The 24,022-nt window shown below is 42.9% G+C and carries 24 protein-coding genes; 23 read left to right on the top strand and 1 reads right to left on the bottom strand.

Translation table 11 applies throughout. From position 1 onward, the window contains the following. Nucleotides 1-158 precede the first annotated feature (158 nt). The 12 genes from MK409_RS07215 to MK409_RS07160 all read left to right on the top strand — a co-directional run bounded on the left by MK409_RS07215 (nucleotide 159) and on the right by MK409_RS07160 (nucleotide 7,819). Nucleotides 159-404: a YneF family protein gene (locus MK409_RS07215; RefSeq protein ID WP_000364980.1), complete on the top strand. Its 246-nt coding sequence runs from the start codon at nucleotides 159-161 to the stop codon at nucleotides 402-404. Between the two features lie 205 nt (nucleotides 405-609). Further along, nucleotides 610-1,404, top strand: a complete 795-nt coding sequence (racE, locus tag MK409_RS07210) for a glutamate racemase (protein WP_007522320.1) — start codon at nucleotides 610-612, stop codon at nucleotides 1,402-1,404. After that, entirely contained in the window at nucleotides 1,362-2,372 is a 1,011-nt protein-coding gene (locus MK409_RS07205; RefSeq protein ID WP_419152993.1) for a nucleoside-triphosphate diphosphatase, read from the top strand. Before racE ends, MK409_RS07205 begins: the two co-directional genes overlap by 43 nt. Then, entirely contained in the window at nucleotides 2,348-2,869 is a 522-nt protein-coding gene (locus MK409_RS07200) for a metallophosphoesterase (RefSeq protein ID WP_001118939.1), read from the top strand. Before MK409_RS07205 ends, MK409_RS07200 begins: the two co-directional genes overlap by 25 nt. Next, entirely contained in the window at nucleotides 2,866-3,327 is a 462-nt protein-coding gene (gene cbpB / locus MK409_RS07195) for a cyclic-di-AMP-binding protein CbpB (protein WP_268705834.1), read from the top strand. The genes MK409_RS07200 and cbpB overlap by 4 nt, the downstream gene beginning before the upstream one ends. Further along, a complete protein-coding gene (xerD, locus tag MK409_RS07190; RefSeq protein WP_326845914.1) occupies nucleotides 3,324-4,058 on the top strand; it encodes a site-specific tyrosine recombinase XerD in 735 nt (244 codons plus the stop codon). The genes cbpB and xerD overlap by 4 nt, the downstream gene beginning before the upstream one ends. Then, complete coding sequence (locus MK409_RS07185) at nucleotides 4,058-4,786, top strand: segregation/condensation protein A (RefSeq protein WP_049538168.1); 729 nt, start codon at nucleotides 4,058-4,060, stop codon at nucleotides 4,784-4,786. The genes xerD and MK409_RS07185 overlap by 1 nt, the downstream gene beginning before the upstream one ends. Nucleotides 4,787-4,804: 18 nt before the next feature. Further along, a complete protein-coding gene (gene scpB, locus MK409_RS07180) occupies nucleotides 4,805-5,374 on the top strand; it encodes an SMC-Scp complex subunit ScpB (protein ID WP_268705832.1) in 570 nt (189 codons plus the stop codon). Next, entirely contained in the window at nucleotides 5,361-6,083 is a 723-nt protein-coding gene (locus tag MK409_RS07175) for a pseudouridine synthase (protein WP_268705831.1), read from the top strand. The genes scpB and MK409_RS07175 overlap by 14 nt, the downstream gene beginning before the upstream one ends. Then, nucleotides 6,083-6,319: a membrane protein insertion efficiency factor YidD gene (gene yidD / locus MK409_RS07170; protein ID WP_268705830.1), complete on the top strand. Its 237-nt coding sequence runs from the start codon at nucleotides 6,083-6,085 to the stop codon at nucleotides 6,317-6,319. The genes MK409_RS07175 and yidD overlap by 1 nt, the downstream gene beginning before the upstream one ends. 117 nt (nucleotides 6,320-6,436) lie before the next feature. Then, on the top strand, nucleotides 6,437-7,501 hold the full coding sequence (gene pepA, locus MK409_RS07165; protein ID WP_268705829.1) for a glutamyl aminopeptidase: 1,065 nt from the start codon (nucleotides 6,437-6,439) through the stop codon (nucleotides 7,499-7,501). Nucleotides 7,502-7,522: 21 nt separating this feature from the next. Then, complete coding sequence (locus MK409_RS07160; protein ID WP_268705828.1) at nucleotides 7,523-7,819, top strand: bacteriocin immunity protein; 297 nt, start codon at nucleotides 7,523-7,525, stop codon at nucleotides 7,817-7,819. 95 nt (nucleotides 7,820-7,914) lie between these two features. Here the strand turns inward: MK409_RS07160 and MK409_RS07155 are convergent, their stop codons facing one another. Continuing rightward, entirely contained in the window at nucleotides 7,915-9,546 is a 1,632-nt protein-coding gene (locus MK409_RS07155; protein ID WP_268705827.1) for a Na/Pi cotransporter family protein, read from the bottom strand. A gap of 334 nt (nucleotides 9,547-9,880) precedes the next feature. Between MK409_RS07155 and MK409_RS07150 the strand changes: the two genes are divergently transcribed. The 11 genes from MK409_RS07150 (at nucleotide 9,881) to dnaK (ending at nucleotide 23,901) form a co-directional block, all read left to right on the top strand. Next, nucleotides 9,881-14,605 (top strand): endo-beta-N-acetylglucosaminidase, encoded by a 4,725-nt coding sequence (locus MK409_RS07150; protein ID WP_268705826.1) that lies wholly within the window; start codon nucleotides 9,881-9,883, stop codon nucleotides 14,603-14,605. Between the two features lie 248 nt (nucleotides 14,606-14,853). Then, nucleotides 14,854-16,053 carry a phosphoglycerate kinase gene (locus tag MK409_RS07145; protein ID WP_268705825.1) on the top strand — a complete coding sequence of 400 codons (1,200 nt, stop codon included), beginning with the start codon at nucleotides 14,854-14,856 and terminating at the stop codon, nucleotides 16,051-16,053. A 137-nt stretch (nucleotides 16,054-16,190) separates the two neighbouring features. After that, the gene (locus MK409_RS07140; RefSeq protein WP_268705824.1) at nucleotides 16,191-16,715 is read left to right on the top strand and encodes an FUSC family protein; all 525 of its coding nucleotides are present in this window, start codon (nucleotides 16,191-16,193) and stop codon (nucleotides 16,713-16,715) included. Nucleotides 16,716-16,794: 79 nt separating this feature from the next. After that, on the top strand, nucleotides 16,795-17,151 hold the full coding sequence (gene glnR, locus MK409_RS07135) for a transcriptional repressor GlnR (protein ID WP_268705823.1): 357 nt from the start codon (nucleotides 16,795-16,797) through the stop codon (nucleotides 17,149-17,151). Between the two features lie 36 nt (nucleotides 17,152-17,187). Beyond that, nucleotides 17,188-18,534 (top strand): type I glutamate--ammonia ligase, encoded by a 1,347-nt coding sequence (gene glnA, locus MK409_RS07130; RefSeq protein WP_042902032.1) that lies wholly within the window; start codon nucleotides 17,188-17,190, stop codon nucleotides 18,532-18,534. Nucleotides 18,535-18,646: 112 nt separating this feature from the next. Next, nucleotides 18,647-18,967, top strand: coding sequence for a PadR family transcriptional regulator (locus MK409_RS07125; RefSeq protein ID WP_000423976.1), 321 nt, complete (start codon nucleotides 18,647-18,649; stop codon nucleotides 18,965-18,967). Next, nucleotides 18,967-19,542, top strand: a complete 576-nt coding sequence (locus MK409_RS07120) for a DUF2812 domain-containing protein (protein ID WP_268705925.1) — start codon at nucleotides 18,967-18,969, stop codon at nucleotides 19,540-19,542. The genes MK409_RS07125 and MK409_RS07120 overlap by 1 nt, the downstream gene beginning before the upstream one ends. Before the next feature lie 34 nt (nucleotides 19,543-19,576). Continuing rightward, nucleotides 19,577-20,089: a DUF2812 domain-containing protein gene (locus MK409_RS07115; RefSeq protein ID WP_268705822.1), complete on the top strand. Its 513-nt coding sequence runs from the start codon at nucleotides 19,577-19,579 to the stop codon at nucleotides 20,087-20,089. Nucleotides 20,090-20,249: 160 nt separating this feature from the next. Then, nucleotides 20,250-21,284: a heat-inducible transcriptional repressor HrcA gene (gene hrcA, locus MK409_RS07110; protein WP_268705821.1), complete on the top strand. Its 1,035-nt coding sequence runs from the start codon at nucleotides 20,250-20,252 to the stop codon at nucleotides 21,282-21,284. A 26-nt stretch (nucleotides 21,285-21,310) separates the two neighbouring features. Beyond that, nucleotides 21,311-21,826, top strand: coding sequence for a nucleotide exchange factor GrpE (gene grpE / locus MK409_RS07105; protein WP_268705820.1), 516 nt, complete (start codon nucleotides 21,311-21,313; stop codon nucleotides 21,824-21,826). A gap of 251 nt (nucleotides 21,827-22,077) precedes the next feature. Further along, nucleotides 22,078-23,901 (top strand): molecular chaperone DnaK, encoded by a 1,824-nt coding sequence (gene dnaK, locus MK409_RS07100; RefSeq protein WP_268705819.1) that lies wholly within the window; start codon nucleotides 22,078-22,080, stop codon nucleotides 23,899-23,901. The last annotated feature ends 121 nt before the right edge of the window (nucleotides 23,902-24,022 follow it).

The raw sequence follows: 24,022 nt of genomic DNA, 5'->3' as shown, positions 1-24,022 counted from the left end.
GGAAAGGGTGGAATTATTCGTAATTTCATAGTTCATTCTGATTGTAAGACTAGCTTAGAATTAGCTTAACCCCTTCCCTGAAAGCGTAAAACAAACTAGTCAGGAAAGTCACTTTATGGTATAATATAGAAGATTCAAAAAGAAACAGGAGAAAAAGAATGGATTTACTTTTAGCAATTATCTTGATTGTGCTAGCTTTTCTAGGAGGAGCTCTTGGAGGTATGTATTTGGTTCGTAAGCAAATCGAAAAAGAATTTGCGGACAACCCACGTTTAAACGCTGAGGCAGTTCGTGCTCTTTTGAGCGCAAATGGTCAAAAACCAAGCGAAGCCAAGGTACAACAAGTTTACCACCAAATCATCCGCCAACAAAAAGCAGCCCTTGCTAACAATAAAAAGAAATAAATAGGAAAAGTCTGGGATGAAAGTTCCAGACTTCTCACTATGTTCAATAGTTCTCAAGGATAAGACTTTTTCCTTGCATTCTATTGATATTTGATTATGATTAAAAGAGAGGCAGTTGACATTCTATCAAGCTGTCGGTTAGTTCCTTCAGGACAAGGAATCATGATGAACTATCAATCAGAAAAAAGACTAGAAAGAAGACTGTATGGATAATCGACCAATTGGTTTTTTGGATTCAGGTGTCGGGGGCTTGACGGTTGTTCGTGAGCTCATGCGCCAGCTTCCCCATGAAGAAATCGTCTATATTGGAGATTCGGCACGGGCGCCCTATGGTCCCCGTCCTGCTGAGCAAATTCGTGAATATACTTGGCAGTTGGTCAACTTTCTCTTGACCAAGGATGTCAAAATGATTGTCATTGCTTGTAATACTGCGACTGCGGTCGTCTGGGAAGAAATCAAGGCGAAACTAGACATTCCTGTTCTAGGTGTGATTTTGCCTGGAGCTTCGGCAGCTATCAAGTCCAGTCAAGGTGGGAAAATCGGGGTGATTGGAACTCCCATGACGGTACAATCAGACATCTACCGTCAGAAAATCCATGATCTGGATCCAGACTTACAAGTGGAGAGTTTGGCCTGCCCTAAGTTTGCTCCCTTGGTGGAGTCAGGTGCCCTGTCAACCAGTGTCACCAAGAAAGTGGTTTATGAAACCCTGCGTCCCTTGGTAGGCAAGGTGGATAGCTTGATTCTGGGTTGTACCCATTATCCGCTCCTTCGCCCTATCATCCAGAATGTCATGGGACCAAAGGTTCAGCTCATCGATAGTGGGGCAGAGTGTGTACGGGATATTTCGGTTTTGCTTAACTATTTTGAAATCAATCGTAGCCGAGATGCGGGACCTCTTCAACATCGTTTTTACACAACAGCCAATAGCCAAAGTTTTGCCCAGATTGGAGCAGAATGGCTGGAAAAAGAGATTCATGTGGAGCATGTAACATTATGACAAATAAAATTTATGAATACAAGGACGATCAGGACTGGTATGTCGGTGTCTGGGACGTCTATGGAGGCATCTACAGTCTCATCAAAGATCCGCTTGATCTTGATTTTATGGATTTGGCGCGGATTTTTCGTGATGAGGAAAATGGCTTTCCGATTACGATCACGGTGATGCGCTGGTCTTCCAACTTCCGTCTGCTTTCTTTTATCGTGGAGATTTTAAATGCAGAAGCAGGACGTAACTTGGAAGTCATCCAACGTCAGGGAGCCCTGCTCTTGGTTGAAAATGGGCAACTCCTGCATGTAGAATTGCCTAAAGAAGGGGTCAATGTTCAAGACTTCTTTGAGACTAGTAAGGTTAGAGAAACCTTGTTGATTGCGACTCGTAACGAGGGCAAGACCAAGGAATTCCGAGCTATCTTTGATAAGTTAGGCTATGATGTGGAAAATCTCAATGACTACCCTGACCTACCTGAAGTAGCTGAAACAGGCATGACCTTTGAAGAAAATGCTCGTCTCAAGGCAGAAACCATTTCCCAATTAACAGGCAAGATGGTTCTAGCAGATGACTCAGGTCTCAAAGTCGATGTCCTCGGCGGTTTACCAGGAGTCTGGTCAGCGCGATTCGCTGGCGTGGGAGCTACTGACCGTGAAAACAATGCCAAACTCTTGCACGAATTGGCCATGGTCTTTGACCTTAAGGACCGTTCAGCTCAATTCCACACGACCCTGGTTGTAGCCAGTCCAAACAAGGAAAGCTTGGTTGTCGAAGCTGACTGGCCGGGTTACATTAACTTTGAACCCAAGGGTGAAAATGGCTTTGGTTATGATCCCCTCTTCCTTGTGGGAGAGACAGGCAAGTCAGCGGCTGAATTAACCCTTGAAGAAAAAAATAGCCAATCTCACCGCGCCTTAGCCGTTAAGAAACTTTTGGAGGTATTTCCAGCATGGCAAAGCAAACCATCATTGTAATGAGTGATTCCCATGGCGATAGCTTGATTGTGGAAGAAATTCGTGATCGCTATCTGGGTAAAGTCGATGCCATTTTTCACGATGGTGACTCAGAACTCCGTCCAGATTCTCCGCTTTGGGAAGGCATCCATGTCGTCAAAGGCAACATGGACTTTTATGCCGGCTACCCAGAACGTTTGGTGACTCAACTTGGTCCAACCAAGATCATCCAGACGCATGGACACTTGTTTGATATCAATTTCAACTTTCAAAAGTTGGACTACTGGGCTCAGGAAGAAGATGCCGATATCTGTCTCTATGGTCACTTGCATGTGCCAAATGCTTGGATGGAAGGCAAGACACTCTTTTTAAATCCAGGTTCCATCAGCCAACCACGAGGGACTATCAGAGAATGTCTCTATGCTCGAGTGGAGATTGATGACAGCTATTTTAAAGTAGACTTTTTGACACGTGATCATGAGGTTTATCCAGGCTTGTCCAAGGAGTTTGCTCGATGATTGCCAAGGAATTTGAAGCATTTTTACTGGAGCAGGAAGAGACTTTTCTTACCCCTGCTGAGAATCTAGCAGCCTTGATTGATACCCATAACGCTGACCATGCGATTTTGGTGCTGAGTCAAATCACCTATACCCGTATCCCTGTTGTGACCTTTGACAAACGCTTTGTCGGAACCATTGGTCTGAGAGACATTTTGGCTTATCAAATGGAGCAAGGTTTGACAGATGAACAGATGGCAACGACAGATATCGTCAATATGACCAAGACGGATGTAGCAGTCGTCGCTCCAGACTATAATATCACTGAAGTCCTCCATAAACTGGTAGATGAACCCTTCTTGCCAGTCGTAGATGATGAAGGAATTTTCCAAGGAATTATCACGCGCAAGTCCATCCTCAAGGCCGTCAATGCCCTCTTGCATGGCTTTAGTAAGGAATATGAGATTCAATGCAAATGAGAGATAGGATATCAGCCTTTTTAGAGGGAAAGCAGGGTTTGTCTGCCAATTCCAAACAATCCTATAGATATGATCTGGAGCAATTTTTAGATATGGTAGGGGAGCGGATCTCTGAGACCAGTCTTAAGATTTACCAAGGCCAGCTAGCCAATCTAAAAATCAGCGCCCAGAAGCGAAAACTTTCGGCCTGCAACCAATTTCTCTACTTTCTCTATCAAAAAGGTGAAGTGGACAGTTTTTACCGTCTGGAATTAGCCAAACAAGCTGAAAAGAAGACCGAAAAGCCAGAGATTCTAGACTTAGACTCTTTTTGGCAGGAAAGTGATTATCCAGAGGGGCGCTTGCTGGCGCTCTTAATCCTAGAAATGGGACTCTTGCCAAGCGAGATTTTAGCTCTCAAGGTTGCGGATATCAATCTAGATTTTCAAGTACTGCGAATCAACAAGGCTTCCCAACAAAGGATTGTCACCATTCCCACGACCTTGCTTTCAGAATTGGAACCCTTGATGGGCCAGGCCTATCTCTTTGAAAGGGGAGGAAAAGCCTATTCTCGTCAGTGGGCCTTTCGTCAGCTGGAGTCCTTTGTCAAGGAGAAAGGTTTTCCAACCTTATCAGCCCAAGCTTTGCGGGAACAGTTCATTCTAAGACAAATAGAAAACAAGGTCGATTTGTACGAAATTGCAAAAAAATTAGGATTAAAAACAGTTCTGACCTTAGAAAAATATAGATAATGGATATTAAATTAAAAGATTTTGAAGGGCCCCTGGACTTGCTCTTGCATCTAGTCTCCAAGTATCAGATGGATATTTACGATGTGCCCATCACAGAAGTCATCGAACAGTATCTAGCCTATGTCTCAACTCTGCAGGCCATGCGTCTGGAAGTGACGGGCGAGTATATGGTCATGGCTAGTCAGCTGATGCTGATCAAGAGTCGCAAGCTCTTGCCAAAGGTAGCAGAAGTGACAGACTTAGAGGATGACCTAGAGCAGGATCTTCTCTCTCAAATCGAAGAATACCGCAAGTTCAAGCTCTTGGGTGAGCGCTTGGAGGCTAAGCACCAAGATCGGGCCCAGTACTATTCCAAAGCGCCGACAGAGTTGATCTACGAAGATGCGGAGCTTGTGCATGATAGGACGACCATTGACCTCTTTTTGGCTTTTTCAAATATCCTAGCCAAGAAAAAAGAGGAGTTCGCTCAGAATCACACGACCATCTTGCGGGATGAGTATAAGATTGAGGACATGATGGGCATTGTAAAAGAGTCCTTGACTGGACGAGACCAGTTGCGTTTGCAGGATTTGTTCAAGGAAGCCCAGAATGTCCAAGAGGTCATTACTCTCTTTTTGGCGACCTTAGAGTTAATCAAAACCCAGGAACTGATCCTCGTTCAAGAGGAGAGTTTCGGAGATATCTATCTCATGGAAAAGAAGGAAGAAAGTCAAGTTGCCCAAAGCTAGACTTGATAGAGAGGAAAGATGAGTACTTTAGCAGAAATAGAAGCGCTCTTGTTTGTAGGGGGTGAAGATGGGATTCGAGTTCGTCAGTTGGCTGAACTCCTATCGCTTCCCCCGACAGGCATCCAGCAGAGTTTAGAAAAATTAGCCCAAAAGTATGAAGAAGACCAGGATTCGAGCTTGTCCCTGATTGAGACTGGTGGAGCATACAGATTGGTGACCAAGCCTCAATTTGCAGCGATTTTGAAGGAATACTCCAAAGCTCCCATCAATCAGAGTTTATCTCGGGCGGCCCTTGAGACCTTGTCCATCATTGCCTACAAGCAGCCGATTACGCGGATAGAAATTGATGCCATCCGTGGGGTCAATTCGAGTGGGGCTTTGGCAAAGTTACAGGCCTTTGACTTGATACGAGAAGACGGGAAAAAAGAAGTGTTGGGTCGCCCTAACCTCTATGTGACTACGGATTATTTCCTAGATTACATGGGGATAAACCATTTGGAAGAACTGCCAGTGATTGATGAGCTTGAGATTCAAGCCCAAGAAAGCCAATTATTTGGTGAAAGGATAGAAGAAGATGAGAATCAATAAATATATTGCCCACGCAGGTGTGGCCAGTAGGAGAAAAGCAGAAGAGCTGATCAAGCAAGGCTTGGTGACAGTCAACGGCCAAGTAGTGCGTGAACTCGCAACGACCATCAAGTCTGGTGACAAGGTCGAAGTGGAAGGTCAACCTATCTACAACGAAGAAAAGGTTTACTATCTGCTTAACAAACCACGTGGAGTGATTTCCAGTGTGACAGATGACAAGGGCCGCAAGACTGTTGTGGATCTCTTGCCAAATGTCAAAGAACGCATCTACCCAGTTGGACGTTTGGACTGGGATACATCCGGGGTCTTGATTTTGACCAATGATGGGGATTTTACGGATGAAATGATTCACCCTCGTAATGAGATTGACAAGGTCTACGTCGCGCGTGTCAAAGGTGTGGCCAATAAGGAAAATCTTCGCCCCTTGACTCGTGGAGTGGAGATTGAGGGCAAGAAAACCAAGCCAGCTGTCTATGAGATTATCAAAGTGGATCCAGTCAAAAATCGCTCTGTAGTACAGTTGACTATCCATGAAGGGCGCAACCACCAGGTTAAAAAGATGTTTGAAGCTGTCGGCCTCCAAGTGGACAAGTTGTCTCGAACACGTTTTGGACATCTAGACTTGACGGGGCTTCGTCCAGGTGAAGCTCGTCGCCTCAATAAAAAAGAAATCAGCCAACTACACACCATGGCTGTAACCAAGAAATAATGAAACGAATCTTAATAGCGCCAGTACGCTTTTACCAACGCTTTATCTCGCCAGCCTTTCCCCCCTCTTGTCGCTTTGAGCCGACTTGTTCCAACTACATGATTCAGGCTATTGAAAAACATGGCTTCAAGGGTGTCTTGATGGGCTTGGCTCGGATTTTGCGTTGTCATCCCTGGTCGGAAATAGGCAAGGATCCCGTCCCAGATCACTTTTCACTCAAACGAAATCATAAATAAAACGAATTACAATGGTGATTCGTTTTATTTATAAGCAGTTTCAAGTTGGAATGATGATTCCCACTACCCTTCTTCTCTAAAAAGTGGTAAAATGGAGGACAGAAAGAAGGAACTGATATGACAACATTATTTTCAAAAATCAAAGAAGTAACAGAGCTTGCTGCAATCTCAGGTCATGAAGCGCCTGTCCGGACTTATCTTCGTGAAAAGTTGACCCCGCACGTGGATGAAGTAGTGACAGATGGCTTGGGCGGTATTTTTGGTATTAAACATTCAGAAGCAGCCGATGCTCCCCGTGTTTTGGTCGCTTCTCATATGGATGAAGTTGGTTTTATGGTCAGCGAGATTAAGCCAGATGGTACCTTCCGTGTGGTTGAAATCGGTGGCTGGAATCCAATGGTGGTTAGCAGCCAACGCTTTAAACTCTTTACTCGTGACGGTCGTGAAATTCCTGTGATTTCAGGCTCTGTTCCGCCACATTTGACACGTGGAACAGGTGGACCCAGCATGCCAGCTATTGCTGATATCATTTTTGATGGCGGTTTTGCGGACAAGGCTGAAGCAGAAAGTTTTGGAATCCGTCCAGGTGACACCATTGTCCCTGATAGCTCCGCTATTTTGACAGCAAATGAAAAAAATATCATCTCTAAAGCTTGGGACAATCGCTACGGTGTTCTCATGGTGAGCGAGTTAGCTCAAGCCCTTTCAGGTCAAAAACTCGGAAATGAACTCTATCTTGGCTCGAACGTCCAAGAAGAGGTTGGTCTTCGTGGCGCTCATACTTCTACAACTAAGTTTGACCCAGAAGTCTTCCTAGCAGTTGACTGTTCACCAGCAGGTGACGTTTATGGGGGCCAAGGCAAGATTGGGGATGGCACCTTGATTCGCTTCTACGATCCAGGTCACTTGCTTCTCCCGGGTATGAAGGATTTCCTTTTGACAACGGCTGAAGAAGCTGGCATCAAGTACCAATATTACTGTGGAAAAGGCGGAACGGACGCTGGAGCAGCTCATCTGAAAAATGGTGGTGTCCCATCTACAACTATCGGTGTCTGCGCTCGTTATATCCATTCTCACCAAACTCTCTACGCGATGGATGACTTCCTAGAAGCTCAAGCTTTCTTGCAAGCCTTGGTGAAAAAATTGGATCGTTCAACGGTTGATTTGATTAAACATTATTAAAGAATAAGAGAGGTGCGCGAAATGGCAGAAGCAAATCTAGAAAACCTTATAAAAGATCTCTATAACCATGCCCGTCAGGGCTTGAGTGACGATTTAGTCGCTGCTCTCCTAGAGACTGCTAAGAAACTGCCTACTACAAATGAGCAGTTACTAGCAGTCCGTCTCTCAGGACTGGTCACCCGTGAATTGCTCACCAATCCCAAACACCCAGCACCTGAATTGATAAACTTGGCTCGCTTTATCAAAAGAGAAGAAGCCAAGTACAGAGGAACCGCGGTTTCTGCTATTATGTTTGGAGAGCTATTTAAAATGCTTTGATTCCATTGTGAATCAGAGCATTTTTTTACGTTAGAAAAAATATTCTTGATTAAGAGACGAAAAAAACCACCTAAATTAAGGTGGCTTCTTACCAATTAAATTTGTTCAGCGATGACCTTTTCAGCAAGGTTCATGGCGTGGTCAGATACACGAGTGTAATGGGAAATAATGTCGATAAAGTTGACCCCAGCTTGTGTAGAACACTCACCCTTGTTAAGGCGTTTGATATGGGTCTTTCTGAGAATGCGTTCCAAATTGTTGATTTCTTTATGGCGTTCAATCAGACTTTGAGCTTTTTCAATATCATTGTCTTCCACACTATCAAGGGCATCTTTGATGAACTCAGTGGTAGCGTGATAAATCTCAGCTAGCTCTTTCAAAGCAGCCTCAGAGAACTGAACATTCTTGCGTTGGAGATAGTCTGTTAGGTTGATTAACCCTTCTGCGTGGTCTCCAATCCGTTCCAAATCACGAGACGAGTCGAGGATGTTGGTTAGGACTTCACTTTCCTTTTGACTCAAGGATTCGCTTGAAAGGCTAATCAGGTAACGAGTGAGTTTTTCGTCAATTGTGTTAATAGCTTCTTCAGTCTTGTGGCCTTTCTCAGCTAGTTTTTCATCTAGATTGACGATGTAGTCGTAGGAAAGGTCAAAAGCTTTTGCAGCATAGTTCCCCAAGTGAAGAAGTTCTTTTTTGGCATTTCCTAGAGCGATAGAAGGAGCCTGTTTGATGAGTTGTTCATCCAAGTAGAGAGCCTCGTATTTAACAACTTCATCTTCACCAGGAATGAGCTTGGTCACAAGGTAAGCCAAGGTGCCGATGAATGGGAACTGGATAATGGTATTTGTGATATTAAAGGTTCCGTGGGCAAAGGCAATGGTCATTTCTGGCGCTAGATTGAGCGCCGATTCAAACCATTGAATCAAGCCAGTGAAAGGAACAAGGAAGACAATACAGATAACCGTACCAATCACGTTAAAGGCGACGTGGGCACCGGCAACACGTTTGGCAGCGATATTGGCTCCAAGAGAAGCAATGATAGCTGTAATGGTTGTTCCGATATTATCACCAAACAAGACCGGTAGGGCACCTTGTAGGTCAATCAGACCACTTGCATACAGGTTCTGTAAGATACCGATAGTTGCGGATGAAGCCTGAATGAGTAGTGTCAGTCCGGTTCCGACAAAGACACCAAGAATAGGACTCTTGCTTAGTTCAACCATGTAGTCTCTAAAGACTTGTAGGTCTTTTAGCGGCTCCATTGCACCGCTCATAAGATTGAGAGCGAAGAAGATACCTCCCACACCAAAGATAATTCGTCCGATGTTATTGATAGAGCGATTCTTGGTGAAGAAGAGACAAACTGCTCCGATAAAGAGCATAGGTAAGGCGTAATCTCCTAGCTTAAAACCGATGATAAAGGATGTAACGGTGGTTCCAATATTGGCACCCATGACAATACCGATAGCCTGACGCAAGGTCAAAAGTCCTGCACTGACAAGTCCTACTGTAATGACTGTAACACCAGAACTTGATTGAATCAGCGCCGTCATACCGATACCAACCAGCACGCCGAAGAAGGGATTGCTGGTGTATTTGTCAATGTAAAAACGAAGGCGATCTCCAGCAGCTTGTTGCAAACCGTCTCCCATGGTCTTGATACTATATAAAAATAGTCCCAGACCACCTAAAAAGTGAAATAAAATTTCCTGCCAATTAATGGACATTTCTTTTTCCTCCGAAAAATAATCGCGGAATTTCTCCTATTCTATTTTAAAGGATAAAAGGAAATCTAACAAGTGTTTAATGGAAATTTTCATAAGAAAAAGATAACTTTCTTTAAAAATAGAGGATAAATTTACTGTAAGAGAGTCGAATGATAGGATTGTGTCCAAATTTTACTGATTATTATCCTAGTTATAGTTTTTGTGTCAAACAGATTGACATCGCTTTCATATAAGATAAAATGAAGATGATCCTGTTCGGGTGGTGCCCACTAAGAACAGTTGCTTTTTATCTAAAAAGTAAAGCGCTTACTTTTTATTATATTAGGAGGAAAAGATGAAAGATCTATTTTTTGAAAAACGTTGCCGTTACAGTATTCGAAAGCTGTCAATCGGGGCTTGTTCCTTGATGATTGGTTCAGCTCTATTCGCAAGTCCAGCTCTTGCCGAACAAGTCGCAGCCCCTGAAACAGCTGCAAATACGAGCGCCCAAGCTACAAGCGCTAGTGAAACAGCTAATCCAGATACTGCAGCTATCGAAAAACAATTATCGGAAACAGAGAACAAAGTAGCTGAGCAACCAATTTCAGAAAACACTCCAGCAATAGCCGATTTGGTCAATGAAAAAGAAGAGGCAAAACCCGCTCCGGCAGATAAAGCTGAAAAACCTGCTCAACCAACTGAAAAAGAAGAAGTCAAACCAGAGGAAACTCCTCAAGTGGCTGACAATAAAGCCGACAAACCAAGTCTAGCAGACGTTCCTAAGAATGAAGAGAAGAGTCTCCGACCGAAAGAAATCAAATTTGATACTTGGGATGATTTGTTGAAATGGGAACCGGGTGCGCGTGAGGATGATCCCATCAATCGTTCCTCAGTTGAACTCGCCAAGCGCCATAGAGGTCAGTTGGTTAACGAAAAAGCAAGCAGAAGAGCTAAAGTTCAGGCGCTAGCAAATACCAACTCAAAGGCTAAAGACCACGCTTCTGTTGGTGGAGAAGAATTCAAGGCCTACGCATTTGATTATTGGCAATACTTGGATTCAATGGTCTTCTGGGAAGGCCTAGTTCCTACTCCAGATGTCATTGATGCAGGGCACCGCAACGGAGTTCCCGTTTATGGAACCCTCTTTTTCAACTGGTCAAACAGCATTGCTGACCAAGAGAAATTTGCCGCCGCCTTGAAACAAGATGAAGATGGCACCTTCCCGATTGCACGCAAACTCGTTGATCTCGCTAAATACTATGGCTTTGATGGCTATTTTATCAACCAAGAAACAACGGGGGAGTTGGTAGCACCTCTTGGTGAAAAAATGCGCCAATTCATGCTCTATACAAAAGAATACGCAGCTAAGGTCAACCATCCAATCAAGTATGCTTGGTACGATGCCATGACCTACAAATATGGCCGTTACCATGAAGATGGTCTAGGTGATTACAACTACCAGTTCATGCAAAAGGAAGGTGACAAGGTCCCTGCAGATCAATTCTTTGCTAACTTCAACTGGAACAAGGAAAAGAATGACCACTCTGTAGAGATGGCAAAATGGCTAGAACGTAGCCAGTATGATGTCTTTGCAGGCTTAGAATTGCAACAAGGCGGTTCATATAAGACCAAGGTCAACTGGGATGCTCTATTAGATGAAAATGGCAAGTTGCGCTTGTCACTTGGACTTTTTGCGCCAGATACGATTACCAGTCTAGGAAAAACAGGTGAAGACTACCACAAGAACGAAGATATCTTCTTTACAGGTTATCAAGGGGATCCAACGGCTCAAAAACCAGGAGATAAAGAGTGGTATGGAATTGCCAATTTAGTTGCGGACCGCACTCCAGCAGTAGGCCGGACCTTCACTACCTCTTTTAATACAGGTCATGGTAGAAAGTGGTTTGTAGATGGCAAAGTTTCTAAGGATTCTGAGTGGAACTACCGTTCTGTTTCAGGTGTCTTGCCAACATGGCGCTGGTGGCAGACTTCAACAGGAGAAAAGCTTCGTGCAGAATATGACTTTACAGATGCCTACAATGGAGGAAACTCCCTTAAATTCTCAGGTGATGTAGCTGGTAAGACGGACCAGGATGTGAATTTGTATTCTACTAAACTAGAAGTAACGGAGAAAACCAAACTTCGGGTTGCCCACAAGGGAGGAAAAGGCTCCAAAGTTTACATGGCCTTCTCTACGACTCCAGACTACAAATTTGAGGATGCAGAGGCATGGAAAGAACTAACTCTCTCTGATGACTGGAAGAATGAAGAATTTGACCTTAGCTCACTGGCAGGTAAAACCATCTATGCAGTTAAACTCTTCTTCGAACATGAAGGTGCTGTAAAAGATTATCAGTTCAACCTAGGACAATTAACGATTACGGACAATCACCAAGCGCCACAAGCACCTACAGGTCTCTCTGTGGTGAAGCAATCTCTTAAGAATGCCCAAGAAGCTGAAGCAGTGGTTCAATTTTCGGGTAACCAAGACGCAGATTTCTATGAAGTCTACGAAAAAGACGGTGACAACTGGCGTTTGTTGACAGGTTCATCTGCTTCAACTATCTACTTGCCAAAAGTTAGCCGTTCTGCTAATGCCACTGGTACGACTCAAGAATTGAAAGTCGTTGCAGTTGGTAAAAATGGCCTCCGTTCTGAAGCTGCAACTGCGTCATTCAACTGGGGCATGACTGTTCAGGATACAACTCTCCCAAGACCTTTGGCTGAAAATATTGTTCCAGGGGCAACGGTTATTGGTAGCACTTTCCCGAATACTGAAGGCGGGGAAGGCATCGAAGGCATGTTGAACGGTACGATTACAAGTCTGTCAGACAAGTGGTCTTCAGGACAATTGAGCGGTAGTGTCGATATTCGTTTGACTCAACCACGTCGTGTTGTCAGATGGGTAATGGATCATGCGGGAGCTGGTGGTGAGTCTGTTAACGATGGTTTGATGAATACCAAGGACTTTGATCTTTATTACAAGGATACAGATGGCGAGTGGAAACTAGCTAAGGAAGTCCGTGGCAATAAAGCGCACGTTACAGATATCACTCTTGACAAACCAATCACCGCGCAAGACTGGCGTCTAAAAGTTATCACATCTGATAACGGAACACCTTGGAAAGCCATTCGTATCTACAACTGGAAGATGTACGAAACCTTGGACACAGAAAGTCAAAATATTCCAATGGCTAAGGTAGCTGCTCGTTCACTTGGAAACCACCAAGTTCAACTAGGCTTCTCTGATGTTCCAGCAGGCGCAACCATCACCGTTTACGACAAGGCAGATTCACAAACACCAATTGCAACCTTGAAGACTGAAGCTGGTGGCGACCTGGCAACAGCACCATTGGCCTTTGACAAACAACCAAATCTCCTCTATTATCGTACCCAACTACCTGGCAAAGAAATCAGTAACACCTTGGCTGTAGCGATTCCACAGGATGAAAGAAAAATTGTTGCAGTTAGTCTCGAAAAAGGACCTAAGAAGACGGTTTATAAAGAAGGAGAAAAACTGGACCTCAGAGGCGGAACACTCCGCGTTCAATACGAAGGAGGACAAGCCAACGAGCTGATTAACCTTACTCACTCAGGTGTGACGGTATCTGGATACGATGCTCATCAAAAAGGGGAACAAAACCTAACACTTCAATACCTTGGTTTACCAGTGTCAGGTGATCTGAAAGTCCAAGTGACAGGACAGGATGAAGGAAAACCGAAAGAAGTAGCAGGCTTGTATATTACTAAGAAACCAAAAACAGACTATCTGGTAGGAGATCAACTGGATCTCTCTGAAGGTCGCTTCGGTGTTCTCTATGATGATGAGACGGAAGAAAGTCATGCCTTTACGGATCAAGGTGTTGAAATTACGGGCTATGATGCTCAGAAGACTGGACGACAAACCTTGACCTTGCATTACAAGGGACACACTGCTGAGTTCGATGTCTTGGTTTCTCCAAAAGCAGCTGTCAACGATGAGTACCTCAAACAAGAAATCACTGCTGCCCAAGGTCGCCAGTCAACCCTTGCCTATACCTTCTCAAGTGAGGACAAACAAGCTGTACTAGCAGAGAAACTCAATGCAGCGAAAGCTGTTGCAGAAAACCATGATGCCAGTCAAGAAGAAGTCAACAAAGCCTTGAATGAATTGAAACAAGCTGGAGCGGACTTGAATGGAAATCAACGTTATCAAACTGCTAGAGAAGAATTGGAAGGCTTGCTCGAATCCGTCCGTGAAAAAGATTCTCAAGATGAGTTGATTGCCCAAGCTGAAGCTTTGTTGTCTTCACAAACACCAACTCCACAAGCTTTTGCGGACATGAAAGAAAAGTTGAATAAGAAACTAGCACCTGCAGAAGAAAGCCATCATGTTGGAAGCATGGATCCAAATGAAGTGGCTCCAACGGTTGAAGCTCTTCCTGAACTAGTTGTTGAAACTGAAACAACAGCCTTTGAACGTCAGGAGCGACCAAATGCTGAGCTTCTCAAAGGACAACGCCAGCTAGTTCAAGCAGGAGCGGAAGGCCAAGTTCGTCGTCTAGTAGAAGTAGATGCCCAAGGCAATCGCACCCTTCGTTCAACTGAAGTTCTCAAGGAAGCTGTCCCAGAAATCACAGAAGTTGGAACAAAAGTTCTGTCAAGTAACCAACCGGCTGAGGGAGTAAAAGACCTAGTTTTAGAAATTTCGAAACTAGAAATTGAAGAGGATACAGTGGCCTTCGAACGTCAAGAGCGACCAAATGCAAGCCTTCTAAAAGGACAAGGCCAGCTAGTTCAAGTAGGTGTGGAAGGTCAAGTTCGTCACTTTGTAGAGGTGGATGCCCAAGGCAATCGCACCCTTCGTTCAACTGAAATTCTCAAGGAAGCTGTCCCAGAAATCACAGAAGTTGGAACAAAAGAAGAGCTAGACTCACAAACAACAGATCAAGCGTCTTTAGCAGCATCGGCAAAAGTTGAAAAGGTAACAAATCAACTTCCAAATACTGGTGTAGAAACAGATGCCAGTCTAGTAGCGCTGGGTCTTCTCGGAGCAATGAGTGCCTATGGCTTGCTTGCTAGAAAGAGGAGAGAAGACTAATCGGATTTACGAATCTTGGATTTCCTCATAACAACTAAAAACAAGGTTTGGCTGCAAATCAGTCAGGCCTTGTTTTGATTATTTTATATTGCATTGATTACTTATTTGATAAGGTTTTTCTAGATTTGATTTTAAAAAATCCTAATTTCGGTTGCAAGAAAGAACAAGAAAAGTTTAGGGTTTTGCTATCTCTTTTGCTGATTTTGTGATATAATTAACACGTATAAAAAAAGAAGGAGTCATATCTAATGGCAAAATTGACTGTTAAAGACGTTGAATTGAAAGGGAAAAAAGTTCTCGTTCGTGTTGACTTCAACGTACCTGTAAAAGATGGTGTGATTACCAACGACAACCGTATCACTGCAGCTCTTCCAACTATCAAGTACATCCTTGAACAAGGTGGACGTGCTATCCTCTTCTCTCACCTTGGCCGTGTAAAAGAAGAAGCAGACAAGGAAGGTAAATCACTTGCTCCTGTAGCTGCTGACTTGGCTGCTAAATTGGGACAAGAAGTTAAATTTATCCCAGGTGTCACTCGTGGTGCTGAATTGGAAGCTGCGATCAACGCTCTTGAAGATGGACAAGTTCTCTTGGTTGAAAACACTCGTTACGAAGATGTTGACGGCAAGAAAGAATCTAAAAACGATCCTGAACTTGGTAAATACTGGGCATCACTTGGAGATGGTATCTTCGTAAACGATGCATTCGGTACAGCTCACCGTGCACACGCATCTAACGTTGGTATCTCAGCAAACGTTGAAAAAGCAGTTGCTGGATTCCTTCTTGAAAACGAGATTGCCTACATCCAAGAAGCAGTTGAAGCTCCAGAACGTCCATTCGTGGCTATCCTTGGTGGTTCAAAAGTTTCAGACAAGATCGGTGTTATCGAAAACTTGCTTGAAAAAGCTGATAAAGTCCTTATCGGTGGTGGGATGACTTACACATTCTACAAAGCACAAGGTATCGAAATCGGTAACTCACTTGTAGAAGAAGACAAATTGGATGTTGCGAAAGCTCTTCTTGAAAAAGCAAACGGCAAATTGATCTTGCCAGTTGACTCAAAAGAAGCAAACGCATTTGCTGACTATACTGAAGTACGTGATACTGAAGGTGAAGCAGTTTCTGAAGGCTTCCTTGGTCTTGACATCGGTCCAAAATCTATCGCTAAGTTTGATGAAGCTTTGACTGGTGCCAAAACAGTTGTCTGGAACGGACCTATGGGTGTATTTGAAAACTCAGACTTCCAAGCTGGTACAATCGGTGTCATGGACGCTATCGTGAAACAACCAGGTGTGAAATCAATCATCGGTGGTGGTGACTCAGCTGCTGCAGCGATCAACCTTGGTCGCGCAGACAAGTTCTCATGGATCTCTACTGGTGGTGGAGCTTCAATGGAGCTTCTTGAAGGTAAAGTATTGCCAGGTTTGGCAGCACTTACAGAAAAATAAGCTTTCGTAAACGAAACGATGAAAAGAGGAACTTTGTTTCCTCTTTTTCTTGTTGTTTGAATTAAAAACGTTTCCTATCGATTTTGGCTCATAAAATCAACTAATTTATGATAAAATGGAAATAGAAAGTTGAGATTATGGGTTATTTTAAAAAATATAAATTTGATAAGTCACAGTTCAAGCTTGGTCTACGAACCTTTAAAACCGGAATTGCTGTTTTTTTAGTTCTCTTGATTTTTGGATTTTTTGGTTGGAAGGGACTTCAAATTGGGGCTTTGACAGCAGTCTTTAGTTTGAGAGAAAGCTTTGACAAGAGTGTTCATTTTGGGACATCACGCATTCTAGGAAACAGTATCGGAGGTTTCTACGCCCTTGTTTTCTTCCTCTTAAACACTCTATTTCAAGAAGCCTTTTGGGTGACCTTGCTGATCGTTCCAATCTGCACCATGTTAACCATTATGACAAATGTCGCCATGAATAATAAGGCGGGAGTTATCGGCGGAGTTTCGGCAATGTTGATTATTACCCTATCGATACCGAGCGGGGAGACAATTTTGTACGTGTTTGCTCGTGTATTTGAAACTTTTATGGGTGTTTTTGTAGCAATACTCGTAAATTATGATATTGATCGTTTCCGAAATCTTTTAGAGAAAAAAAGATAATAATGTTACATTTTGTGACATTATTAATTGACGTATGGATTTTTTTAGACTATAATAGACAGAAAGAAGGAAATTGTAAATGAAGGAAAAAGAATTTCGTCGAAATATGGCTGTTTTTCCTATCGGTAGTGTGATGAAGTTGACCGATCTATCGGCGCGTCAGATTCGTTATTATGAAGATCAAGAGTTGATAAAGCCTGATCGAAACGAAGGGAACCGTCGCATGTATTCTTTGAATGACATGGATCGTTTGCTTGAGATCAAAGATTATATCTCTGAAGGTCTCAATATTGCTGCCATTAAGAAGAAATATGCTGAACGTGAGGCGAAATCCAAGAAAGCAGTGAGCCCAACGGAAGTGCGTCGTGCGCTTCATAATGAGCTCCTCCAACAGGGACGCTTTGCTTCAGCGCAGTCACCTTTTGGTCGCGGTTAGGCAATCGCAAGTAGTCAAAAATTAAGGAGTAAACACATGCCAATCACAGCTGCAGATATTCGTCGTGAAGTCAAGGAAAAAAATGTTACTTTTATCCGTCTCATGTTTTCAGATATTCTGGGGACGATGAAAAACGTCGAAATTCCTGCTACAGATGAACAGTTAGACAAGGTCTTGTCAAACAAAGCCATGTTTGATGGATCTTCTATTGAAGGTTTTGTACGTATTAATGAGTCAGATATGTACTTGTACCCAGACTTGGATACATGGACAGTCTTCCCTTGGGGAGATGAAAACGGAAGTGTTGCAGGTTTGATCTGTGATGTCTATACAACAGAAGGCGAACCATTTGCAGGTGACCCTCGTGGCAACCTCAAACGTGCTCTTCGTCACATGGAGGAAGTAGGATTCAAATCCTTCAACCTTGGACCAGAGCCAGAATTCTTCCTATTTAAGTTGGATGAAAATGGGGACCCAACACTTGAAGTAAATGACAAAGGTGGCTACTTTGATTTGGCGCCTACTGACCTTGCGGACAATACGCGTCGTGAAATCGTTAATGTCTTGACTAAAATGGGATTTGAAGTAGAAGCAAGTCACCACGAGGTTGCGGTTGGTCAACATGAAATTGACTTCAAGTATGATGAAGTGCTCCGTGCTTGTGATAAGATTCAAATCTTTAAGCTTGTAGTAAAAACCATCGCTCGCAAACATGGTCTTTACGCAACCTTTATGGCGAAACCAAAATTTGGTATCGCTGGATCGGGTATGCACTGTAATATGTCCTTGTTTGATGAGAATGGGAATAACGCCTTCTTTGATCCAAACGATCCAAAGGGAATGCAGTTGTCTGAAACAGCCTACCATTTCCTTGGTGGTTTGATTAAGCATGCCTATAACTATACTGCTATCATGAACCCAACAGTTAACTCCTACAAACGTTTGGTTCCTGGTTATGAAGCGCCAGTTTACATTGCTTGGGCTGGTCGTAACCGCTCGCCACTAGTTCGTGTACCGGCTTCACGTGGTATGGGAACTCGTCTTGAGTTGCGTTCAGTGGACCCAATGGCAAACCCATACATCGCGATGGCAGTTCTTTTGGAAGTTGGTTTGCATGGTATTGAAAACAAAATCGAGGCTCCTGCTCCAATCGAAGAAAACATCTACATCATGACTGCTGAAGAACGTAAAGAGGCTGGAATTACCGATCTTCCATCAACGCTTCATAACGCCTTGAAAGCTTTGACAGAAGATGAAGTGGTTAAGGCAGCCCTAGGTGAACACATCTATACGAGCTTCCTTGAAGCTAAGCGTATCGAGTGGGCTAGCTATGCAACCTTCGTTTCACAATGGGAAGTTGATAATTATTTAGATCTTTACTAATATAGAAGAAAGATTGCCTGAGGGTGATCTTTTTTTTGCATTTTATATCGAACTGTGATATAGTTTATATAACGAATCGCGATGTATCGAACTAAATAGGAGGTGTGGTTAAATGGAATTAACAGATAAGATTAGGCGTGTTTACCTTCCTATGACTGAAACGGGTTTTTATATCTTGTTTTGTTTACAGAAGGAGAACCATGGATATGGTATCACACAAAAGGTCAAGGAGATGACAGATTCGCAAGTTTCGATTAGTCCTGGAACTATGTATGGGACCTTGTCAAAGATGGAAAAGGATGGCTTGATTTTCTTTGTCCGAGAAGAGGAAAAACGGAAAATTTATCAGATAACAGATTTGGGACGCAAAGTCTTAGATATTGAATTGAAACGTATTGAGCGGCTCTATAGAAACAGTCGGGAGGAAGGATGATGGGAAAGAAGGTTATTTATAGAATTGCTACCATTGCGGATTATGATAGAGAGGCTTTATATCTTAGAAAAATGCATGCCAAGGGCTGGAAACTCAAGGAAGTAACCTACTCTATCTTGTTGTTTGCAGTTAAGTATACCTTTGAAAAGTGCCAACCGGAGCAGGTGTCTTATCAGTTAGACTTTTATCCAATGAAAAAATCAGAGAGAGCCTCCTATTTGCAACTGTTTAAAGACTGTGGATGGGAGCATATTACAGACTTTAATGGTTTTTCCTACTTTAGAAAAGTACATTTTGAAATTGAATCGGATGCCGAGTTTGAAATTTATAATGACGCGGCCGGGAAGTTAGCTGTGGTCAAACGGATTTTAATAATGCGTATGCTTCCTATTTTGCTTCTGTTTTTAGCTCTACTACCGGTTTTCTCAAAGTTTGTCAGTGGAGCTAGTTCTTTCAGTTGGGAAGTATTTTTGATTTTCATAATAGATTGTGTTTTATTGATTATTTTTGCGATTCAGATTTCTTATATTTTTTGGAGATTGTTTCAAAAGTGGAAAGAATTATCTGATAAATGAAACAATGCCTGTTTTCTAATTTGGAGGTAAGACAATGAATAGCAAGGTACAATTTCGGATGTTTGGCATTCTTGATTATGATAAGGAAGAAGACTATTTACGTGAAATGTATTTGCAAGGTTGGAGATATAGAACTAATCGTTTTGGTTTTTTCTATTTTGAACAATGCCAACCAGATGATGTCATCTATCATATCTATGATTCTAGATTTCTTAAAAAGTATAAGCATGAACTGCAAGATTTTAGAAATAGCGGTTGGGAATTGATAGAAACAGGTTTTTGTTCAATTCTTCGTAAACCAGCTTCTGATATACTTTCAGAGGAGAAAGTCTATATGAGTAAGGGTCTTAGATGGGAAGTTATGCGGTCTAGACTTCGTTCCTGTATAGCCGCTTTCTCTGGTGGTCTTGTTGTTTGCATGAGTTTGTATCGAGAAAACTTGTCTCAGTCTTTCTTTATTATTTTCTTTTTATACGCTTGCTTAATCTCTTATCTAATCTATGGTTTTTTCAGACTTAAAAGGAAATACCAAGTAGATGAAAAATAAGTTTCTAGGTCTTTAGACTGATTTTTAGCACTCTTGACAAAAGAGTGCTAATTTTTTGAGTTTTTGTCTTGACATTCTCTTCTAAGGGTGTATAATAGAATCATGAGTTAGCACTTGTGTGTATCGAGTGCTAATCAATCTGACAGAGAGGAGTGATGAGATGGTTACAGAGCGTCAGCAGGATATTTTAAATCTGATTATTGACATCTTTACCAAAACGCACGAACCTGTCGGATCCAAAGCGCTACAAGAGTCTATTAATTCTAGTAGTGCTACCATTCGGAATGATATGGCAGCTCTAGAAAAACAAGGATTGCTTGAGAAAGCTCATACTTCAAGTGGTCGGATGCCTAGTGTGGCTGGTTTTCAGTACTATGTGAAACACTCGCTGGCTTTTGATCGACTAGCTGAGAATGAGGTTTATGAGATTGTCAAAGCCTTTGATCAGGAATTCTTCAAACTGGAGGATATTCTGCAAGAGGCTGCCAATTTACTGACAAACTTGAGTGGCTGTACGGTAGTGGCTCTGGATGTTGAGCCAAGTAGACAGCGCCTGACGGCCTTCGATATTGTCGTTCTAGGACAACATACTGCTCTTGCAGTTTTCACCCTAGACGAGTCTCGAACGGTTACCAGTCAGTTTTTGATTCCAAGGAATTTCTTGCAGGAAGATTTGCTGAAGCTGAAGAGCATCATTCAGGAACGTTTCCTCGGCCACACCGTTCTAGATATTCACTACAAGATTCGGACGGAGATTCCGCAGATTATCCAGCGTTACTTCACAACTACGGACAATGTCATGGATCTCTTTGAACACATTTTTAAAGAAATGTTCAACGAAAACATTGTAGTATCTGGCAAGGTCAATCTCTTGAATTTTGCCAATCTGGCAGCCTATCAATTCTTTGATCAACCGCAAAAGGTGGCTCTAGAGATTCGTGAGGGTCTGCATGAAGATCAGATGCAAAATGTCCGTGTTGCGGACAGTCAAGAGTCTTGTCTAGCTGACCTAGCAGTGATTAGCAGTAAGTTCCTCATTCCTTATCGAGGTTTTGGAATTTTGGCGATTATAGGTCCGGTCAATCTGGACTACCAACAATTGATCAATCAAGTCAATGTTGTCAATCGTGTTCTGACCATGAAGTTGACAGATTTTTACCGTTACCTCAGCAGTAATCATTACGAAGTAAATTAATTTTGAAATCATTAAAGGAGGCGAAAATGGCCCAAGATAAAAAAAACGAAGAAATGAAAGAAGAGGAAGTTGTGGAAACAACTGAAGAAACAACTCCTGAGAAGTCTGAGTTGGACTTGGCAAATGAACGTGCGGATGAGTTCGAAAACAAATACCTTCGCGCTCATGCAGAAATGCAAAATATTCAACGCCGTGCCAATGAAGAACGTCAAAACTTGCAACGTTATCGTAGCCAGGACTTGGCGAAAGCAATCTTACCATCACTTGACAACCTTGAGCGTGCACTCGCAGTTGAAGGTTTGACAGACGATGTCAAAAAAGGACTAGAGATGGTGCAAGAAAGCTTGGTTCATGCTTTGAAAGACGAAGGAATCGAAGAAATCGCAGCTGACGGTGAATTTGACCATAACTATCACATGGCCATCCAAACTCTCCCAGCAGACGATGAACACCCCGCAGACACTATAGCACAAGTCTTCCAAAAAGGCTACAAACTCCATGACCGCATCCTACGCCCAGCAATGGTAGTGGTCTATAACTAGGCTAGAGAACTTAAAAAACCTTGTCCGAAACGACAATAAACTATGAAGAAAGTTAAGAAAGTTGTTCAGCTTTGCAATAGTGAGCGAAGCGAACCAAAGGCGATACTCTTCGCCGTGGCGCTATTTGCGCAAACTTTGAGACCTTAGGCTCAAAGTTTAGTCAAAGAGATTGACGAGGTCAAGCTCTGACGGCGCCGCCACTTAAGAAGAGTATCAAAAAGAAAAAAGATAAATTTAAGGAGAAAAAACACATGTCTAAAATTATCGGTATTGACTTAGGTACAACAAACTCAGCAGTAGCAGTTCTTGAAGGAACTGAATCAAAAATCATCGCAAACCCAGAAGGAAACCGCACAACCCCTTCTGTAGTTTCTTTCAAAAACGGTGAAATCATCGTTGGTGACGCTGCAAAACGTCAAGCAGTCACAAACCCAGATACAGTTATCTCTATCAAATCTAAGATGGGAACTTCTGAAAAAGTTTCTGCTAACGGGAAAGAATACACTCCACAAGAAATCTCAGCTATGATCCTTCAATACTTGAAAGGTTACGCTGAAGAATACCTTGGTGAAAAAGTAACGAAAGCAGTTATCACAGTTCCAGCTTACTTTAACGATGCACAACGTCAAGCTACAAAAGACGCTGGTAAAATCGCTGGTCTTGAAGTAGAACGTATTGTCAACGAACCAACAGCAGCAGCCCTTGCTTACGGTTTGGACAAGACTGACAAAGAAGAAAAAATCTTGGTATTTGACCTTGGTGGTGGTACATTCGACGTCTCTATCCTTGAACTCGGTGACGGTGTCTTCGATGTATTGTCAACTGCAGGGGACAACAAACTCGGTGGTGACGACTTTGACCAAAAAATTATCGACCACTTGGTAGCAGAATTCAAGAAAGAAAACGGTATTGACTTGTCTACTGACAAGATGGCAATGCAACGTTTGAAAGATGCGGCTGAAAAAGCTAAGAAAGACCTTTCTGGTGTAACTTCAACACAAATCAGCTTGCCATTTATCACTGCTGGTGAGGCTGGACCTCTTCACTTGGAAATGACTTTGACTCGTGCGAAATTTGACGATTTGACTCGTGACCTTGTAGAACGTACAAAAGTTCCAGTTCGTCAAGCCCTTTCAGATGCAGGTTTGAGCTTGTCAGAAATCGATGAAGTTATCCTTGTTGGTGGTTCAACTCGTATCCCAGCCGTTGTAGAAGCTGTTAAAGCTGAAACTGGTAAAGAACCAAACAAATCAGTAAACCCTGATGAAGTAGTTGCTATGGGTGCTGCGATCCAAGGTGGTGTGATTACTGGTGATGTCAAAGACGTTGTCCTTCTTGACGTAACACCATTGTCACTTGGTATCGAAACAATGGGTGGCGTCTTTACAAAACTGATCGAGCGCAACACAACAATTCCAACATCTAAATCACAAGTCTTCTCAACTGCGGCAGACAACCAACCAGCCGTTGATATCCACGTTCTTCAAGGTGAACGCCCAATGGCAGCGGATAACAAGACTCTTGGACGTTTCCAATTGACAGATATTCCAGCTGCACCTCGTGGTATTCCACAAATCGAAGTAACATTTGATATCGACAAGAACGGTATCGTGTCTGTTAAGGCCAAAGATCTTGGAACTCAAAAAGAACAAACTATTGTGATCCAATCTAACTCAGGTTTGACAGATGAAGAAATTGATCGTATGATGAAAGATGCAGAAGCAAACGCTGAAGCCGATAAGAAACGTAAAGAAGAAGTAGACCTTCGTAACGAAGTAGACCAAGCTATCTTTGCGACTGAAAAGACAATCAAGGAAACTGAAGGCAAAGGCTTCGACGCAGAACGTGATGCTGCCCAAGCTGCCCTTGATGACCTTAAAAAAGCTCAAGAAGACAACAACTTGGACGAAATGAAAGCAAAACTCGAAGCTTTGAACGAAAAAGCTCAAGGACTTGCTGTGAAACTCTACGAACAAGCCGCAGCAGCTCAACAAGCTCAAGCAGGAGCAGAAGGCGCACAGGCAACAGGAAACGCAGGCGATGACGTCGTAGACGGAGAGTTTACGGAGAAATAAAATAGTCCAGTGGACTATTTTATCCCGAGCTTGAAAATCGGAGAGCGAGGTCGTTAAGAATGAGGAATCACTAAAGTGATTGTCATTCTACTGCAATCGCTATGGCGACTTGCTAAAAGCC

Origin of the sequence: Streptococcus oralis (genome assembly GCF_026782375.1) — a bacterium.
GTDB classification, from domain to species: domain Bacteria; phylum Bacillota; class Bacilli; order Lactobacillales; family Streptococcaceae; genus Streptococcus; species Streptococcus oralis_CL.
This window is presented reverse-complemented; position numbering and strand designations above follow the sequence as displayed.